The organism is Corynebacterium capitovis DSM 44611, assembly GCF_030440535.1.
In the GTDB taxonomy this organism is placed as follows: Bacteria; Actinomycetota; Actinomycetes; order Mycobacteriales; family Mycobacteriaceae; genus Corynebacterium; species Corynebacterium capitovis.
On sequence record NZ_CP047117.1, the window covers coordinates 417,112 to 432,108 of the forward strand.

13 protein-coding genes are annotated in these 14,997 nt (G+C 60.8%); 9 read left to right on the top strand and 4 right to left on the bottom strand.

The annotated features are described in order from the left end of the window. Nucleotides 1-81 precede the first annotated feature (81 nt). Both CAPI_RS02090 and CAPI_RS02095 read right to left on the bottom strand, forming a co-directional pair. On the bottom strand, nt 82-339 hold the full coding sequence (locus CAPI_RS02090; protein WP_018017622.1) for a DUF3253 domain-containing protein: 258 nt from the start codon (nt 337-339) through the stop codon (nt 82-84). Further along, nucleotides 336-704, bottom strand: a complete 369-nt coding sequence (locus tag CAPI_RS02095; protein ID WP_040356781.1) for a DoxX family protein — start codon at nt 702-704, stop codon at nt 336-338. The genes CAPI_RS02090 and CAPI_RS02095 overlap by 4 nt, the downstream gene beginning before the upstream one ends. 363 nt (nt 705-1,067) lie before the next feature. On the opposite strand from CAPI_RS02095, the gene CAPI_RS02100 reads away from it, so the two are divergent. The 7 genes from CAPI_RS02100 (at nt 1,068) to CAPI_RS02130 (ending at nt 9,894) form a co-directional block, all read left to right on the top strand. Continuing rightward, the gene (locus CAPI_RS02100) at nt 1,068-1,544 is read left to right on the top strand and encodes a hypothetical protein (protein ID WP_018017625.1); all 477 of its coding nucleotides are present in this window, start codon (nt 1,068-1,070) and stop codon (nt 1,542-1,544) included. 35 nt (nt 1,545-1,579) lie between these two features. Beyond that, a complete protein-coding gene (locus tag CAPI_RS02105; RefSeq protein WP_018017626.1) occupies nt 1,580-1,951 on the top strand; it encodes a PH domain-containing protein in 372 nt (123 codons plus the stop codon). 11 nt (nt 1,952-1,962) lie between these two features. After that, nucleotides 1,963-2,982, top strand: coding sequence for a restriction endonuclease (locus tag CAPI_RS02110; RefSeq protein ID WP_245531633.1), 1,020 nt, complete (start codon nt 1,963-1,965; stop codon nt 2,980-2,982). Between the two features lie 714 nt (nt 2,983-3,696). Beyond that, on the top strand, nt 3,697-3,957 hold the full coding sequence (locus CAPI_RS02115; RefSeq protein WP_156806852.1) for a hypothetical protein: 261 nt from the start codon (nt 3,697-3,699) through the stop codon (nt 3,955-3,957). A 108-nt stretch (nt 3,958-4,065) separates the two neighbouring features. Continuing rightward, nucleotides 4,066-6,783 (top strand): DNA methyltransferase, encoded by a 2,718-nt coding sequence (locus CAPI_RS02120; protein ID WP_018017629.1) that lies wholly within the window; start codon nt 4,066-4,068, stop codon nt 6,781-6,783. A gap of 1 nt (nt 6,784) precedes the next feature. After that, entirely contained in the window at nt 6,785-8,749 is a 1,965-nt protein-coding gene (locus tag CAPI_RS02125) for a DEAD/DEAH box helicase (protein WP_018017630.1), read from the top strand. After that, nucleotides 8,746-9,894, top strand: coding sequence for a GIY-YIG nuclease family protein (locus CAPI_RS02130; RefSeq protein WP_018017631.1), 1,149 nt, complete (start codon nt 8,746-8,748; stop codon nt 9,892-9,894). Before CAPI_RS02125 ends, CAPI_RS02130 begins: the two co-directional genes overlap by 4 nt. A 32-nt stretch (nt 9,895-9,926) precedes the next feature. Here the strand turns inward: CAPI_RS02130 and CAPI_RS02135 are convergent, their stop codons facing one another. Both CAPI_RS02135 and CAPI_RS02140 read right to left on the bottom strand, forming a co-directional pair. Next, nucleotides 9,927-10,127 carry a hypothetical protein gene (locus tag CAPI_RS02135; RefSeq protein WP_018017632.1) on the bottom strand — a complete coding sequence of 67 codons (201 nt, stop codon included), beginning with the start codon at nt 10,125-10,127 and terminating at the stop codon, nt 9,927-9,929. Between the two features lie 14 nt (nt 10,128-10,141). After that, a complete protein-coding gene (locus CAPI_RS02140) occupies nt 10,142-10,543 on the bottom strand; it encodes a hypothetical protein (RefSeq protein ID WP_018017633.1) in 402 nt (133 codons plus the stop codon). Nucleotides 10,544-10,779: 236 nt separating this feature from the next. Here CAPI_RS02140 and CAPI_RS02145 point away from each other — a divergent pair, with 236 nt between their 5' ends. Next, nucleotides 10,780-13,839, top strand: a complete 3,060-nt coding sequence (locus CAPI_RS02145) for an exonuclease domain-containing protein (protein WP_018017634.1) — start codon at nt 10,780-10,782, stop codon at nt 13,837-13,839. Nucleotides 13,840-13,957: 118 nt separating this feature from the next. Beyond that, entirely contained in the window at nt 13,958-14,995 is a 1,038-nt protein-coding gene (locus CAPI_RS02150) for a zinc-binding dehydrogenase (RefSeq protein ID WP_018017635.1), read from the top strand. The last annotated feature ends 2 nt before the right edge of the window (nt 14,996-14,997 follow it).

Consider the following 14,997-nt stretch of genomic DNA (forward strand, 5'->3'; position numbering starts at 1 on the left):
CGATCGAGCGTAGGGGAGTTCGAGGAACCGTGCAGAAAACCTGGTGTGACACCTAGTGCGCAGCGGCCTCGTCCGCGGGGGTTATTCCGGCCACGCGGGACCACGGCGAATTCGGATCGGCCCCCTCGCGCTCTCCGCGTCGACGGTCGTGTGCCCCTGCGTCGCCACCACCGTGCCCCGCTCAGCTAGGCGCGCTGCCGCTGCCCGCACGGCTGGCATGAGGTCGCGCCAGGCGTCGCCACCTAGCTCGCGCGCCACGTCCGAAGGGCATATCGAGGACTCCGGAGCCCGAGCATCCAGCTTCTCGACGATCCCCCGCCCCAGTTCATCCTCCGTCATCGCCGGGAGATTCCCCACGCGGCCAGGATCAGGGGGACCTGCACGGGGAGGCGCCCGATCGAGATGAGCTGCAGGAGCAACGGCTTATCCCGCCACTGCCACGCCATGTAGATGTTCGCGGGCCACACCGCGAGGAGGAGCGCGGCGCAGGTCATACCACCGATTCGCCGTGTCGCTGGGTTGGCGATCAGCAACGCCACAGCCAGTTCCGCGACCCCGGACGCATACGTGTAGAACCGCGCCGGGCCGGGCAACTGCGGCGGGACGATCGAGTCGAAGGGCTCGGGTGTGACTACGTGGAGCACCCCGGCGCCGGTGAAGACCGGGGCAAGTGCTTTGTGCAGGGGCTTGTTGAGGCGCGACATGGTGTTGAGCCTACGGGTTGGCCCGCGCGGCGACGAGGTCCCGAGAAGCGTGGCAGCCATGACTTTTTTGTACAAAACTACCTGCCTCGTGTTGGCCGCTCTCACCGACGCCAGACTCCCCGTACCGGGAGATGAGGGAGTGCGCCGACGGGGTGCGGGGCCGGCTCGTCGGCAGCACCCGGGGCAGCAGTCTCGGCGGCAGTGACATGTACCTGCTGATCGCGTCGATCGCGCACGTCGGCTGCGTGCTGTTCGATTCTGCGCTGAACGCGGCGTCGGACGCGCAGATGCGCGAAAGCCATGGTCGATAACCCGTTCGAACGCGGCGGGGCCTGTGTCGCGAGCGCGGGTTGAATGGAAGTCATGGAAAGAAAAAACAGCAGAGAAAAGATTCCGGCCGAGCTCTATGAGGGGGTCGTGACGCTACGTGACAACCTCCGCGAGCCCTACACCCCGTCCTGGTGTCGCGCGCAGGAGCAGGCCGACGGCGTCATTGCCGTGGGCTATCCGACGTACCCCGACTGGCTATGGTCCGGCATCTGGGACGGCATCTACCTGATCGAGTTTTTCGGCGCCGACTACTTCACGTACTACGACGAATTCGACTTCATCGAGGACCCGGACGAGGTAAAGCAGTTCACCCTGGACAAGCTGTACACGTGGTTCGTCGTCTTCGGCAACCGCGAGCGTATGAGCGAGGGGCTCATCGGCAACGGTGCCGAGCAGGGTACCGTCTTCCTCATTGCGGATCGCCTCATCGAGTTGCTTAACAGCGACCGCAGCGCCATGTCCGCCATCGGCACGAGCAATTGGACCAAAAAACGCGCCGAGGGCTGGTGACGGTTCCAGGTCGAAACCCCTGAAGGAGAAACACTATGGAAATGAGCAACATCGCTGAATGGACCTTTGTCTCGGAGGTCCCGATACCCGAAGACGTCACTGAACTTCTCGTCCCCGGTGAGCGGGCTGTCGTCGCCTTTAAGACCTTCCGCGACAGCGCGATTTTCACCTCGCACCGCCTCATCGTGCGCGACGCCCAGGGTATTCGCGCGAAGAAGATCGAGGTGTATTCGCTGCCGTACTCGTCCATCAACATGTGGTCGACCGAAAACGCCGGGTCCCTCGACTTCAATGCCGAGATCGAAATGTGGACCCGCGCTGGCAAAATCAAGATCAAGATTGGACGAGGGCTCGACGTGCGGCAGATCGACAGACTCATCGGCCAGTGTGTGCTGGGTTTGAAGTAGGAGAAGATACAGTGGTGGAGTCGCGTATGTGGGGACTGCACAACGACGCGCTCAAAGAAGAACTGGTCGAGCGAGGTTTCGTTAGTATCGGCTGGGACGAACTGGGCGACTTACGGCACCTGACGGGTGGCCGCGACGCTATTAAGGCGGAGCTGTCTCGCCAAAACCCGGAGGATTCTGCGGGGCGCATCAATTCCCGGGCGGGCGTGGTTTACCGGTTTGCCCACGTCATGAAGCCTGGAGATCTCGTCGTTGCACCCTACAAGCCGGACAGCACGATCAACATTGGCCGTGTTTCCGGTGAATACTACTTCGAAGCGGAAGCACCCTTCCACCGCCACCGCCACCCGGTTGAGTGGCTCAAGACCGGCGTAGCGCGTAACGAGTTCAGCCAAAGTGCGCTGTACGAATTGGGTTCAGCGATCACGCTGTTCACGGTACGGCGACATGTCGAGGAGATACTTGCGGTTTTGGATGGAAAACCGGTGATCACGCCTCAAAAGGAACCTGTAAGCGACACGCTGGAGGCGGAAGACCAGACTTCTGAGATGCCGACGGCTGCTCGCATTGAGCAGTCAACGACAGATTTCATTTTAGAGGCAATCAGCAAGGAGATCACGCCAGCGGAATTCGAGGAGCTCACCGCCGACGTGCTCCGCGCGCTCGGATATCGCGCACGCGTCACTCCCTACAGCCGGGACGGCGGGGTCGATGTCATTGCGCACCGGGACCCGCTTGGAGTCGAGCCGCCACAGATCATGGTGCAATGCAAGCAGAGGATCGGATCGGTTACCGCGCCTGACGTCCAACAGCTGGTGGGAGCCGGCTGGGGCAGTTCTCTCCTTTACATCACCACGGGAAGCTTCACCCGGGATGCCCAGATGATTGAGAGGCAGAACAGCAGCCTGCGTTTGATTTCCGGAAGCGAATTAGCTGCCCTGGTTATTGCGAATTACGCGAAGCTACCTGAGAGGTGGCGCAAGGTTATGCCACTTCGCCCGGTCATGGCAGTGGATACCAAAGCTGAGTGAGCGAAGTAGTGGGTCTTTCATTTGGTCAGTTTGCGAGAAGTCAAGATCACTACGGCGAGTGTGCCAGTTGGGCTGTGTGGAAGCTCGGTTCGTGTGACAACACGAGGTTTGTTCCTGACTCAAAGGTGGCTCCCAACTTCCCCCTCAACCGCGCCGTTGAAGTGCTTAACGCGATGTAGAGCGTGGAGGAATTTGACATCCACGCGAGGGATTTCCACACGGATGTTGTGTTGTTGGCGTTGACCTTTGCGCAGCGTGATGACCACATTAAGACCGCTATGCGAGGCCTGCCGTTTCACGCCTTTCACGAGGAGACATCTGCATCGAGCGATTCACGTTTGCGTGGTGTTTGCGTTGGCACCAGCCTTGGGGGAGCTATGTCACCGACCTGGTGAAATTCGAAGGTAACAAATTGGAGCCTTTGAGGAACTCCAATGCCGTTAGGGCACGAGCCCTACTCCGGGATAAACAGTTTCTTCGCAATCAGGTGGACGGGTTTGTTGCCGAGTTGAAGGCGCTGGGGTGCAACAACCCCGTTTTTGTGTGTCTGGGCCAAGAAGTTTTCAATGCCTTGAGCGGGTATTATCCGCGCGGTTGCTCCCCATCAGCACGAGTGCGCGCTTATCGACGGCACCTGGTGACGTGCTTCGACATGACACTAAGGGGACACCACACGGCGTAGTGCGCGGAGATCGCGCCGAGGGAGTTGCAGGCGTGGGCGGAGAAATGGATGCGGGAGTGGGGAGTGCGCGGCGGCGCAGGTACGAGGAGGTGACGATACCCGTGCCGGACGTCCTCTACCAGGCCGCCACCAAGTTCGACGGTTTCCGATTCACGCAGAAGATCGCGCTGGCCTTCGACGAAACCGGCGCGCGGAACGTCGCCGAAACGATAATCGTCACGGGGGTGCCTGCATTTGATGAACCGCCAACCACCGCGCACCTCGGCGAAGCGGGCCCCTTAATTACTGGTTAGCTATCCGGACCGGGGGTTGCCGTTCTGCATTGCTCAATCGGACGGCGCGGTGTGATGCTGAGAGTAAACTGAACGAGTTAGACTCACCCGTACAAAAGGAACCGCGCCGTGCCACGACTGAACCTGAAGGCTGTAGAAAAACGCGTAGAGCCCCTGGCTGGTCGCGAGTCCTATAGCCGCGAGTTCATCTTCGATCTTCTCGCCGCTTACGGCCGGTCCAAAGGCAACATCACGCGCCTGCGCAACGGCTCCCTCAACGTGGCGGACGACCCCGAGCGGGAGGTGGCGCAAAAGAACGTCGTTTACTTCCGAGAGACGACGGGCGACCTGCTGGAAGAGCTGGAAGGCCTGCGTGTGTCGCCCACAGTGGTGAAGTACAGCCCGCGTTTCGTCATCGTCACGGACTACGACCAGCTCATCGCCTACGACACGAAGACGACGGAGAACCGCACGTTCCCTTTGCGTGAAATCGATCTGCATTTTACCTTCTTCCTCCCGTGGGCGGGCATGGAGAAGGCGCAGTACACCGCGGAATCCCACGCGGACGTGCGAGCAGCGGAGAAGATGGGCAAGCTTTTCGACGAGCTCGCGTCCGCCAACCCCGGCCTCCTCGACGATCCCCAGCTACGCCACGGTCTCAACGTCTTTTTCACCCGCTTGCTGTTTTGCTACTTTGCCGAGGACACCGGTATCTTCGGTGCCAATCAGTTCACCAACGCGGTCGCTTCGCACACGCTTGCCGACGGCTCCGACACCGATGACTTCATCAAAGACCTCTTTGCTGCTCTCGACGAGGCCGACCCGGCGATGAAGCCCGGCCACCTGCGCGACTTCCCGTACGTCAACGGTCGGCTCTTTCGCGCCGACGCCCACCTGACCGTGCCCCGGTTTAGCCCGAAAGCGCGCCAAATGCTCATCGACCTGGGCACGCAGATCTGGCTGGACATTAACCCGGACATTTTTGGCTCGATGTTTCAGGCGGTGGTCACGCCGGGGAAGCGGTCCAACCTGGGGCAGCACTACACCTCGGTGCCCAACATTTTGAAGACGATCGAGCCGCTCTTCCTCGATGAACTGAAAGAGGAGTTCGAGGCCGCCTACGACAGCACGACGAAGCTAGGCAAGCTGCTGGATCGAATCGCTGCCATCAAGGTGTTCGATCCTGCCTGTGGTTCGGGCAACTTCCTAGTCATTGCGTACAAGGAGCTGAGGCGTCTGGAGCACGCCATACTGCAGCGGCAGGCGGAGCTGCGCGCCGGGGACATGCTGTTTACCGAGTCCCGCATCAACATCGAGAACTTCTACGGCATCGAAATTGACGACTTCGCGGTCGAAGTAGCCATCCTCTCCCTCTGGATTGCCAAGCACCAAATGAACGAAGAGTTCCGCGAGCAGTTCGGTACCTCCATTCCGCTTATTCCCCTGAAAGAGACGGGCAAGATCCGCGCGGGGAACGCGACGCGCATCGACTGGAACGAGGTGTGCCCGAACAACGGGATGGATGAGATTTATTTGATTGGGAATCCGCCGTACGTTGGGTCGAGTATGCAGACAGCGGAGCAAAAGAGTGACTTCGTAGAGGTCTTCGAATCCACGAAATACCCCAAGAAGCTGGACTACATCTCTCTTTGGTTCATCAAGGGAGCGCGGTACATCTCGGGTACACGGGCAGAGCTTGCCTTCGTGTCTACGAACTCAATCGCACAGGGGGAGCACGTGGGGATGCTATTCCCCGTCATTCAAGCGTTGGGAGTCGAGATTGGTTACGCGTACACGTCCTTCAAATGGGAGAACAATGCCAAGTACAACGCTGGTGTGACAGTGGTTGTAGTCAGTCTTCGTGCTCCAACTGATGCACCGCATTATTTATTCAAGGACGGAATTCGTACGTCCGTGGAACATATCAACGGATACCTTGCCGATGCCGCGGACGTGCACGTAGACCGAAGAAGCGGGCCCCTCGATATGCAACTGCCGGAAATGACCTACGGAAATAAGCCAGTTGATGGTGGAAATCTATTTCTGGCTGCAGGCGAAATGGCCTCAATTACGGGTGATTTCCCCGATTCCCGCCAATTTATAAAACGGATTCTGGGGAGTAAAGAATTCATTAACGGCATAGACCGCTATTGCTTCTGGATCTCGGACTCGGAATGGACGTCGGCGCTCTCGATCGTGCCGTCGTTAGAGGAGCGTTTTGAACGAGTCCGAGCCCTGAGACTTCAGAGTCGTGACGAAGGCGCTCGAAAACTTGCCGAACATCCGTGGCGCTTCCGGGAACAAAAGGGTGCGGTAGGCGACTCAATCATCGTCCCAAGGGTTTCGTCCGAACGCCGCGAGTACATCCCAATGGGTTACCTAGGGCCTGACACAGTAATTTCAGATGCCGCCTTCGCCATCTACGACGCCGAACCGTGGCTCTTCGCGCTTCTCACCTCGCGCATGCACATGGCGTGGACGCGCGCGGTGGGCGGGAAGATGAAGACGGACTACAGGTACTCCAACACCATCGTCTACAACAATTTTCCGGTGCCGGAGCTCGGGGACGTCGAGAAGCAAAAGCTCACTGAGAAGGCGCTCCGTGTTCTGGACGTGCGGGAATACCACTGTGAAAAGACGCTGGCGGAGCTGTACGACCCGGATACGATGCCCGAGAACCTGCGGGCGGCTCACAAAGACGTCGACGATCTGGTCGATTCGCTCTATTCCAAACGCCCGTACGAATCGGACGAGGACCGGTTGTCTGACCTCTTTGCTATGTATGAAGACATGATCGCCAAGAAAGAGGCGGCGAAACCGAAGAGGCGAACACGAAAGAAGGCATGAGGTGGGCAAACATTCGCGGGAGAACCTCGTTGATGTGCACTACGCGCAGGCGGGGACGTCTGTTAGCACGGACGGCATGGGCATGCGTGAGATGCAGCGTCGCGTCTACGAGCAGCGCGCGGCGCAGTACCTGCTGATCAAAGCTCCGCCGGCGTCGGGCAAGTCCCGTGCGCTCATGTTCGTCGGGTTGGACAAGCTGTTCAACCAGGGTCGCCGCAAAGTGGTTGTGGCGGTGCCGGAGCGTTCCATCGGCGGGTCGTTCGCCTCGACGCCGCTGGTCCGCAACGGGTTCTTCGCGAACTGGGAGGTCAAGCCGGAGAACAACCTGTGCACGCCGGGCAGCAGCGCGAGCAAGGTCGAGGCGTTCATCCGCTTCTTGCAGGGGCCGGACGCGATCCTCGTGTGCACGCATGCCACCCTTCGCTTTGCGTTTGAGAATCTCGCCCCGGCTGACTTCAACGGCACGGTGTTGGCTATCGACGAGTTCCACCACGTCTCCGCGGACCTCGAGAACTCCCGCCTGGGCAGTCTGCTGCGCGAGGTGATGAACGGCTCCGACGCGCACATCGTGGCCATGACCGGCTCCTACTTCCGTGGTGACGCGGTGCCGGTGCTCATGCCGGGGGACGAGGCCCGCTTCACTCCGGTCACCTTCAACTACTACGACCAGCTCAACGGGTACAAGTATCTCAAGTCGCTCGGCATCGGCCACCACTTCTATCAGGGGCGCTACACCGACGCGATCGGGGAGGTGCTCGACCTGGATAAGAAGACGATTCTGCACATCCCCAACGTGAACTCGGGCGAGTCCACCAAGGACAAGATTGAGGAAGTGGGCGCGATCGTCGACACGATCGGCGAGGTCGTCGGCACCGAGGAGGGCACAGGGATCATTCTCGTGCGCCGCCGCGACACGGGTGACATCCTCCGCGTTGCGGACTTAGTGGATGACACCGATCAGAAGGCCCGTGCCCGCACGCTTGCGTACCTGGTGGATACTGCGTCGAAGGAGCGCGACGCGGTGGACATCATCATCGCGCTGGGCATGGCGAAGGAAGGGTTTGACTGGCCCTTTGCAGAGCACGCGCTGACGGTAGGGTACCGGGCGTCGTTGACGGAGATTATCCAGATCATCGGGCGTGTCACCCGCGACGTGGAGGGCAAGACGCACGCGCAGTTCACCAACTTGCTGGCCGAACCGGACGCAGCACAAAGCGAAGTGACCGTCTCCGTGAACAACATGCTCAAAGCCATCACCGCGTCGCTGCTCATGGAGCAGGTCCTGGCCCAGAATTTCGACTTCAAAGCGAAGAAAAATCCGGACGACGCCAGCGAGGGCAACACCATCAAGATTGGGGGCCTGAAAGAGCCCTCCACGGACCGGGTGCGCCAGATCGTGGCGACGGATCTTAATGACTTGAAAGCGAAGATCCTGCAGGACGACACCTTTGCCCGCGCGGCCGTAGGCAGCCTCGAAGCGGAGACTACGAACAAGGTGCTCATCCCCAAAATCATCCGCGAGCAGTACCCGGATCTGTCCGAGACCGAGGTAGAAGAGGTGCGCCAGCGCGTCATCGTCGATTCTGTCATCAAAACAGGCCGGGAGAAGCAGGTTGGTGACAAGCGCTTCATTGAGATGGCAAACCAGTTTGTCAACATCGACGACCTCACCATCAACCTCATCGACTCGATTAACCCTTTCCAGCGGGCCTTCGAAATTCTCTCCAAGTCCGTCACGCCCTCGGTGCTCAAGCTCATTTCCGACACCATCTATGCCACGCGCATCGAGATGACTATCGACGAGGCCATGGCGCTCTTCCCCCAGATCAAGGCGTGGATAGCTACCCACGGCCGCGAACCTGATCGCCGCGCGGAGGACTCCGAGGAGCACAAGCTTGCCGACGCCCTCCTGCTCGTCCGCGATGCCGTCGCGAAGAGGAAAGCTGAACTGGAGGCTGCTCAATGACCGATGACCACATCTTGGCCCAGCTCGACGCGCTCATCGCGGAGGACGCCGATGGGTTGCTGAAGATACCCGAGAAGCCCGCGCCGGTCACCGCCACCGACCGCCTCACCCGCGCCTTTGCCGAGATCGAGGAGTTTGTGGAGGTTAACGGGCGCGAACCCGACCCTGACACGCTGAACATTTCTGAGCGCAAACTTGGTGCCCGTCTCGTGGGCATCCGGGCGAGTGAGGAAAAGATGGCGGCACTGAGGGGCGTCGACAAGCATGGGCTTTTGGAAGCGCAAAAGGCTCCGGCTTCTGTTGATGACCTCATCGATTCCGACCTCCTAGGTGCGATGCCGGACATTTTCGATGTCTCCCGGTTGCCTGCCCGCAAGAGCCCTGAGGGCGACCACGACCGGGCGACGCGCGTCAAGGCGGAGGATTTTGCGGCGTTTAAGCAGCTGTTTTCGGACAAGCACGCTGGTTTGAACAGCGGCGAGTGGCGCTTGACGACGTTCGCCGGGGAGCGCACGATCAAGGAGGGGCGTTTCTTCATCGTCGCTGGTGTTATGGCGTTTGTGGCGGATGTGCACGAACCGGCGGAGGGAGAGTCGAAGCCGAGGCTGCGCGTCGTGTTCGAGAATGGGACCGAATCGTCTATGTACCGCGAGTCCCTGGCGACGCGCTTGTACGAGACAAACGGGCAGGCAGTGACGCGCGCGACGATGGATGTGTCCGAGATCGGGGACGCCGACGTTGAGACCGGCCACATCTACGTGCTGCGCTCGCTGAGCGATCACCCTGACATTCGTGGTCTTGCCGACCTACACAAGATCGGCTTTTCCAGCGGCCCGGTGGCGAAGCGAATCGCTGGGGCGGAGAAAAGCCCGACGTACTTGATGGCGCCGGTGAAGGTTGTTGCGGACTACCGCGTGTACAACCTGCGGCCGTCTGCTTTGGAGCACCTGCTGCACCGGGTCTTTGCCGCGGTGCGACTTGACGCGTCCGTGGCCGTTGCTGCTGGTGGCTCCGTTGCGGCTACCGAATGGTTCCTCGCCCCGCTCTCGGTTATCGACCACGCGGTAGACCTCATCATGTCCGGAGAGATTGTGAATTATCTTTACGATCCGGCGGTGGGGGAGTTGGTGGTGCGGGGTGGGTGACGGGGCCCCGCTTATGGCCCCTCCCGACTTTGCTACTGCGGGCTGACGCGATTGAGGATTCGCAGGATGTCCCGCTTCGCTTCGAGGACAGCAATTTCGTGCTGGAGGCGCGATACCTTTTCTTCCCGGGTCTCGGGGACGTTTGACTGAGAAGTGCGAGGAGAGCGACGCTCGCTTCGTGCCGCAATAGCGCGACGCTTGCGCAAGCCGTTGCGTTTGACGGTCGACGACATTGCTACCCCTTCCCTCACGTATTTTCGGTGCCCTCGTCGGAGAACGTGGACAAGTCGTTCCGTTTGGCTACCTGCAACTCTACCCGCTTTCGTTCCAATTCAATGGAAATGACATCTTCGTTCACATTGATGTGATCGCGGAGTAGTTGGGAAATTTGGAGGATCCAGTCCGAATCTGAGCTAGCCAGGGCATCCGTTTCTTCGAGTAATGCTCGCAAATACCGCCATCCAAATTCTTCCTGCGCAACGACAGTTGATTGCGTCTGCTCAACGGCCCAGCGCATGTTGGATAGCCACTCGTCGCGCCTTCGCCAGAGCTCGGTGGCCTCATCTGATCGGGTCTTTTGTTGGTATGTCCGTACGCCCGTCCAGGCCACCCAAATCGCGATCGATGCGGGAAGGAGAGTGCGGAGCATTTCAAGTAGCGCTTGTCCCGATGGCCGTGACAGAAAGGCGTCAGCTTGAGATAGCCATGATCCATCCAATTTCGCTGCCCCTTTCGGGTCCATCCCCGCCCGCGTTCATGAACATCGTACAGAATCGGCCGTTAAAGGCAGCAGTCCACAAACCACCCTCGTCGTCTGTGCGCTCGGTACAATTTCCCCGGTTCAGTCCGAAGATCCAAGAGAGCCCCACAAAAGGAGGACAAGCCATGACCACCCGGCCCGGTTTCGCGGTGGTTGACCTCGAGACGACAGGTTTCGGGGGCACCGACCGCATCATCGACATCGGCGTCGTCCTCCTCGGCCCGGATCTAGAACACCAGGGCACCTGGGAAACGCTTGTGCAACCCGGGCGGGATATTCCGAACAGCTACGTGCACAAGATCACGGCCACCGACCTCGTCCGTGCGCCGCGCTTCGAGGTCGTCGCGCCCTACCTTGCCTATCTTCTCCACGGTCGCATTCCCGTCGCACACAATGCGGGGTTCGAGAAGCGTTTCCTCTCCCTCGAGTTCAGGCGCGCGGGCATCGACACGAACGTGGGTTCGATCGACTGGCTCGACACGATGGTGCTGAGCCAGCGGCACCTCGGCCAAGCAAAGCTCTCCGAGGCCTTAACCGCCGTCGGGATCGAAAACTTCCAGCCCCACGCCGCCCTCGCCGACGCCGAAGCAACCGCCGACCTCCTGCGTACCTTGGTGCAGAAGCGTGGCGCCAGTGTCTTGCTGGGTGCGCGAGCTAGTGCCGAACCGAACGACCCGCGTGAGGTGCCGACGGTTGTGCGAGGTAAGAAGGAGGACGAACACTGGTTAGCCCGCCTAACGAGTGCGCTGCCCAACCAGGGCGATTCGAACGTCGATAGGTATCGGCGCGCGCTCACGGCGAGCCTGGCGGACTTGCAACTCTCGGCTTCGGAGATCAAGCATCTCGGCGACATCGCTATCAGCGACGGCCTTGCCCTGGACGATATCGCCGCCACGCATGAGGAGTTCATTCGTCAGATGGCGGTCCAGGCGTGGCTCGACGGCGTGGTCACGGACGAAGAACGTGCGCAGCTTGCGGATCTGGCGGAGCAGCTCGGCGTCGCCGGTAACGTCGTGGAGTCGTTCCTCACCGCGCCCGTAGCGGGCAACCCGATCGAGGAGCTTGTGCTGCGCCACGGTGACCGGGTGGCGTTTACTGGCGCGTTGGACCTGCCGCGCGAGGAGTGGGAGCGTCGCGTCACTGACCTCGGCCTGGTCTTCGGTGGCGTGACGAAGAAGACGGTCGTTCTGGTGGCAGCCAATCCGGACTCGATGAGCGGCAAGGCTGTGAAAGCCCGCGAACTACTTGTTCCTGTGATCGACGAGCGCACGTTCGCCCGACTCATCTCTGCGCTCGACCCCGCGCCGGCGTCTGCAGTCGCTCCAGATGAGGAACTTGCGGAGCGCTTCCCGTGGGTCGCAGACGCGCCCGTTCCCCTCACCGCCGCGGACGCTCTGGCATCGCATTGGATCGCGCACAGCCCGGACCTGTCCTTACACCTGATGTCGTCCTACCTGGACAGGGATTTGGTCATTGACGTGCGTAACTCGGCCGTCGAAAAGCCTGGTTTGCGCTGGCAGGAGCGGTTTCCTCGCATGCTCGACGCGACGGTGTACGACCTGCGTGACATCCCGGGTGTGGGGGAGAAGCGCCTGCGGCAGCTGGTGGAGGCGGTGGTGCTCGCTGCCCTCGACGCGGATATCACCGGGGAATACGTGGACACGGACATTTACATCGACGACGCCGATCCCAGCGACATCGTCGCCGGCTGGGCCGCGCTCGCGGGCGCGCCCTTCCCCGGCACGACGGAGGAGACCATTGCGGTTCTCTTTTCAACGTGCACGCAGGAGCTTCTCGACGCCACCACCCACGACCCCCGCCGTGTGGCCATCGCCACTCGGCGCTGGCTAGGCGGTGCCACCCTTGACGAGCTGGGAACCCAGTTCGGCGTAAGCCGGGAACGGATCCGTCAATTGGAGACGCAGTTGCGCGCGTCCTTCGCCGAACACTCCGAGCTCAGCGCTGCGGTGGCGCAGCAGGTGGCTCGGCGCGTGGGGAAGCTGGCGGCGGTGGACGTCGTGAAGCGACAAATGCCTTGGCTTTGGACTGTGGATGAGTCACTGGGCTGCACGTATGAGGAGTACTTCCGTGGCCTCTTTGGGCTGTGGAAAGTCGACGGGGGATGGATGCTCGCCGCGGACTTTGACCCGGAAAGCGGGATCACTCTGGATGCGCACGGTGTGTTTTCGGTGGGTGAGCTGGCAAGGAGCGTGAACGCGGACGAGTCGGCGTTGGCCGATTGGCTCGCGCAGCGCGGTTACCTCGCGCTTTCCGGTGGCACAATGGCGCGGGTGCGCAGCCATCAGGACCGCGCTGTGGCTGTGCTGTCCGTCGCTGGCGAGCCACTCACGGTTGAAGAAATCGCCGCGCAGGTGGAGGCCAATCCTCGCTCCCTGGCCAACCAGATGAACGAGGACCCGCGCATCTCGCGCGTCGCCAATGGCACATACGCGCTTACCAGCTGGGGCCTCGAACCCTTTACCACCATCACCGACTGGATCGGCCGACGCATCGACGCCACCGGCTCCGTTGCGCTCGCCGACCTCCTCGCCGAAGCCCCGCGCCTGCGCATCAGCGAATCCTCCGTGCGCGCCTACGCCGCAGGCAGTGGCTTCTCGCTAATCGACGGCACCGTCACCCGCTCCACCACAACCACCGAAATCATCGATGACGAGCCGTTTGACTCGAAAAACATGTACTTCCGTGACGGTGCGTGGCACCTGCTTCTCGTACTCACCCCCGACCACCTGCGCGGTTCTGGGTTCGTTGTCCCACGTGGCGTTGCGGGATTGTATCGTGTTCCAGTCGGTGGGGAGGTGGCGGTGCCGAGCCGGCTTGGCGACCAATACGTGCGCGTTAATCGCCTGAAGCAGTTCTCGGTCTCCACGATCCGGCGCTTCCTGGAGGAACTCGGCAGCCAAGTCGGGGACAGGGTGTGGCTGCGGTTTAGGCCTGACGCGTTCGACGTCGTTCCTGCCCCGCCCCTCGACCCGTCGTTGACCGGTCTTGCGGGTTTGCTTTCCGAGATGGGCCTCGACCCGTCCCTGACCGGTGAGTCCGCGTTGGCAGCGATCAACGATGCCCTTGGTTTGGACGCATCGGCTCCCAGGCGGCGCGCAGTCGCGCTATGTGGACACCGTCAGCAGGACGACCTCGCCGACGTTATTCGGGAAATGCAGGTGTGAACATCAAGCTCCCTAATTGTTCTGCCTTTTGTGGGAGGGGTGCACCAAATCAGCCTACGATTAAACACGATCGCTTAATAGCGCGATCGAAACGGTTCAAGTTAAGGACAGGATTTGTATGCACGATGCTGAGAAAACCATGATGGCCGCCCGTATGCACATCGGCGACGAGGGCCGCGAACTGAAAATCGACCAGGTCCCCATCCCCGAGCCGGGCAACGGTGAAGTGCTGGTCAAGGTCATGGCAGCCGGGGTATGTCTATCGGACGTCCACCTCCTCGATGGCTCATTGACCGCTCCGCATCTCGACGACGATGTGGTGACTCTGGGGCATGAGACCGCAGGAGTCGTGGAGAAGCTGGGCGAGGGTGTCTCGTCCTTCGCGCCGGGTGATCGGGTGGTGATGCGAAGCGGCTACCGCGATGACAAAGGCGACGTGTACGGACACGGCATTGACTTCGACGGCGGATGGGCAGAGTATGTGCTGACCAAGGAATCCACCCTGATCAGCCTCCCTGAGTCCATCTCTTTTGAGGTGGGTGCGATCATTCCGGACGCGGTGTCTACTCCGTGGTCCGCAATCGACTACACCGCCCAAGTGAAGGAGGGCCAAACCATCGGGGTGTGGGGTGTTGGCGGTCTCGGTGCCCACGCAGTGAAACTGCTTGTGGCGGAAAAAGCGTCCCCAATTATTGCGATGGATCCTTCCGACAAGGCGCGCGAAAGGGCGCTGGAGTATGGGGCGGATTACGCGCTTGACAGCACGGCCGACGACTTCGAGGACAAGCTGCGCGAAATAACCGGCGGCAAGATGCTAGACGTTGCCTTCGACTTCGCAGGGGTACCTCCCGTCCGCAAGCAGGCCCTGAGCGTCCTAGGCGTCGGAGGAAAACTAGTTCTGGTCGGCATCTCGGGCGGGGAAGTCGTCATTCCCAGTGACATGGATTTTCAGATGAACCGCAATGCCATCCTTGGCCACTACGGTTCCCTTCCGAACAGTATCCCAGACGTGGTGCAATTGTTGGCGGAGGGTCGCGTCAATTTCGACGCCTCCGTCACGGAGGTCCTCCCCCTCTCGGAGGCTGCAACCGCGGTCGACCACCTGAAGAATAAGGTGGGCGACCCGATCCGCATTGTGCTTCGCCCCGGGGAGTAATT

Coding starts and splice junctions, on each gene's coding strand:
- CAPI_RS02140 (WP_018017633.1), bottom strand. CDS start 10,543: ATGCTCCGCACTCTCCTTCCCGCATCGATCGCGATTTGGGTGGCCTGG.
- CAPI_RS02150 (WP_018017635.1), top strand. CDS start 13,958: ATGCACGATGCTGAGAAAACCATGATGGCCGCCCGTATGCACATCGGC.
- CAPI_RS02145 (WP_018017634.1), top strand. CDS start 10,780: ATGACCACCCGGCCCGGTTTCGCGGTGGTTGACCTCGAGACGACAGGT.
- CAPI_RS02105 (WP_018017626.1), top strand. CDS start 1,580: ATGGAAATGAGCAACATCGCTGAATGGACCTTTGTCTCGGAGGTCCCG.
- CAPI_RS02130 (WP_018017631.1), top strand. CDS start 8,746: ATGACCGATGACCACATCTTGGCCCAGCTCGACGCGCTCATCGCGGAG.
- CAPI_RS02090 (WP_018017622.1), bottom strand. CDS start 339: ATGACGGAGGATGAACTGGGGCGGGGGATCGTCGAGAAGCTGGATGCT.
- CAPI_RS02100 (WP_018017625.1), top strand. CDS start 1,068: ATGGAAAGAAAAAACAGCAGAGAAAAGATTCCGGCCGAGCTCTATGAG.
- CAPI_RS02135 (WP_018017632.1), bottom strand. CDS start 10,127: ATGTCGTCGACCGTCAAACGCAACGGCTTGCGCAAGCGTCGCGCTATT.
- CAPI_RS02095 (WP_040356781.1), bottom strand. CDS start 704: ATGTCGCGCCTCAACAAGCCCCTGCACAAAGCACTTGCCCCGGTCTTC.